A 2,490-nucleotide genomic window follows, 5' to 3' on the forward strand; every position below is an offset into this window, starting at 1 on the left:
ATCGCGGAGTGCACGGCGTAGCGCTCGGCGGTGCCCGGGGCCGAGGCCGTGCCCACGGCCAGCGCGGCGCGGGGGCGGCGGCCGGTGCCCAGGCTGTGCAGTTCGACGCGGTCCCCGTGCTCCGGGCGCTCCGGGCTCACCGCGTTTCCCGGGTGCTCCGGGTGCCCCGCGCCGCCCACCACCGACGAGGCGGGCGCGGGCCGCTCCCGCAGCCGCTGGACGTCGGCCGTGAGGCGGGCCGCGCGCCGGCCCGCCCACTCGGGCGCGGCCGCGACGACGGCACCGGAGGCGTCGTAGAGGGCCGCCCAGCCGTCCACCTGCGCGGCCAGGGCGGCGAGCAGCCCTTCCGGTCCCGCGCTCAGCGCCTGCCGGGTCAGCTCCCGCTGGGCCGCGAACCCTGCCGTGACGGCCCGGTACTGGTCGGCCGCGATGGCCGCGGAGACGGCCTTGCTGATGGCGAGGAACGGCGTGCGGCGCGGCACCTCCAGCAGCGGCAGGTCCTCCCGCCTGGCCGCCTCGACCAGGGCCTCGGGGACGGCCTCGTAGTTCACGCCGACCGCGAAGCCGAGGCCGACCACGCCGGCGCCGGTCAGCCGCCGGACATAGCGCCGCATGGCCTCGGGGTTCTCCGCGTCCAGCTTGAGGGCGGTGATCAGCAGCAGCTCGCCGCCCTCCATGTAGGGCACGGGGTCGGCGAGCTCGCTGACGTGCGCCCAGCGCACGGGCACGTCCAGGCGGTCCTCGCCCGCCCGCACGGTCAGCTTCAGCGCGGAGTGGTGGACGAGCGAGGCGAGCGTCGGGGGCATGGTGCCTTCACATCGGAGTGGGCGCGGTGATCACAGGACGGCCGCTGATCGCAGGATCGCCGGCGGTCGCCGGACCTTCGGTGATCGCTGGACCGCCGGGTCCCGGTGATCAATTGGCCGCCGTGTATGAACGGCCTGTGCCGATTCTGCCTCACCGTACGGTCCTCGCGCGGCCCGGAGTCCGTACGCCGAGGTCAGCCGCGCAGATCCACCAGCAGCGGCGGCGCGTGCTCGCCCTGGACACTGGTCAGGGAGAGCACCGCGTGCCCCGGCGGCAGGGCGTGCGCCAGCTCGGAGGCGGACCACCGCTCCCGCTCGACCTGCCGCACGGTCACCGCCCGCGCGGTCGGCGCCTTGCCGGTGATGACCCGCCGCACGGCGTGCAGCGCCTTGCCCGCCGGGGTCTCCGCGATGATCTGCCGGTCGGTGACGTCACGCGCCTCGGTCCACTCCTTGCCCCACACCTCGGCGAAGTCCTGCCCGTCCCAGGGCGTGACCCCGGCCAGCGCCATCCGGCACCCGGCGGAGCCCAGCAGCGGTCCGCGCAGCGGCCTCGGGACGTCGTCCAGGGTGCGCAGGGTCAGTACGACGCCCGCGTTGCCCGAGCGCAGCCGCTGGACACCGCGCACCGCCTCGGGGGTCACGACCCCGGTGGCGTCGTCCAGCACCAGGCAGGCGAACAGCGACCGGTCCTCCCGGTCCGCGACGCTCGACGTGAACTGGGCCAGCACCAGCCGGGCCAGCATCCGGGACGCCTCGGCGTGCCCGCGCGCGGGCAGGTCGATCCTGACCCGCACCGGGTGGTCGAGCGCCTTCAGCGAGAACGGCCGCGACTGCCCGGAGGTGTCGAAGAAGCCCGCGAAGGCCGGCCGGTCGAGCAGGGCCACCCGGTCCGAGAGCACCGCCGCGACATCGCCGGGGTGCCCCGACTGCCGCTCGCGGGCGTCGAGTTCACGGATCAGCGACTCCTGTCCCGAGCCTTCGAGGGCGGTGCGCAGCGCGCCGAGCGCGCCGGGCGAGCCGTCCAGCAGCTGCCGCAGCTCCGCCACCGAGGGGAAGCGCCGGTGGACCGCCCGGAAGGGGCCGAGCAGCTGGGCCAGCACGGTGGTGGAGCGCCGGCTGTCGCTGCCGGGATGCGGGTCGGCGAGATCCCCGGCCAGTGCCTCGGCGAGCAGGGCGGCGGCCTCGTCGGGGTCGCTCGTGCCGCCGTACAGGTCCAGGTCGTGGACGGAGTCGGGGTTCCCGATCCGGACGACGACGTCGTAGCCCTCGGCCGGTCCGAGTCCCGCGCCGGCCGCGCCGATCACCACCACGGCGGCCCGGCCGGCCAGCGCGTGCAGGCACAGCGACTCGGCGAGCGGCCGGACGACGGTCCCCGTCTTGCCCGAACCGGCCGGGCCGACGGCGAGCAGCGAGGTCCCGAGCAGTTCGGGGCCGAGGCCGAGGCCGGTGCCGCGGTAGGCGTAGGGGTTGCGCGGGTCGTCGGCGGTGGTGCCGAGCCGCACCTGCCCGCTGACCAGGTCGTGCCGGGCGCTGCGGCCGGGCAGGTCGCGCGCGCCGGAGGGGTGCGGGCAGGCGGCGGCGCCGTCGCGGCAGACCGTCCCGTTGAAGGCGGACAGCTCGTGGCGGCCGGAGCGCACGCCCTGCCAGGCGCGGGAGATACGGGCGTAGTCGACGTCGCGCA

General features: G+C 76.5%; 2 protein-coding genes. Both read right to left on the minus strand.

The annotated features are described in order from the left end of the window. On the minus strand, window positions 1-806 hold an 806-nt coding region (locus tag SZN_RS36685; protein WP_007505882.1), incomplete at its 3' end, for a PucR family transcriptional regulator ligand-binding domain-containing protein. Between the two features lie 194 nt (window positions 807-1,000). Next, window positions 1,001-2,490: type IV secretory system conjugative DNA transfer family protein (locus tag SZN_RS36690; RefSeq protein WP_007505884.1), on the minus strand; the 1,490-nt coding region annotated here is incomplete at its 5' end.

This window comes from Streptomyces zinciresistens K42, assembly GCF_000225525.1.
Lineage (GTDB): Bacteria > Actinomycetota > Actinomycetes > Streptomycetales > Streptomycetaceae > Streptomyces > Streptomyces zinciresistens.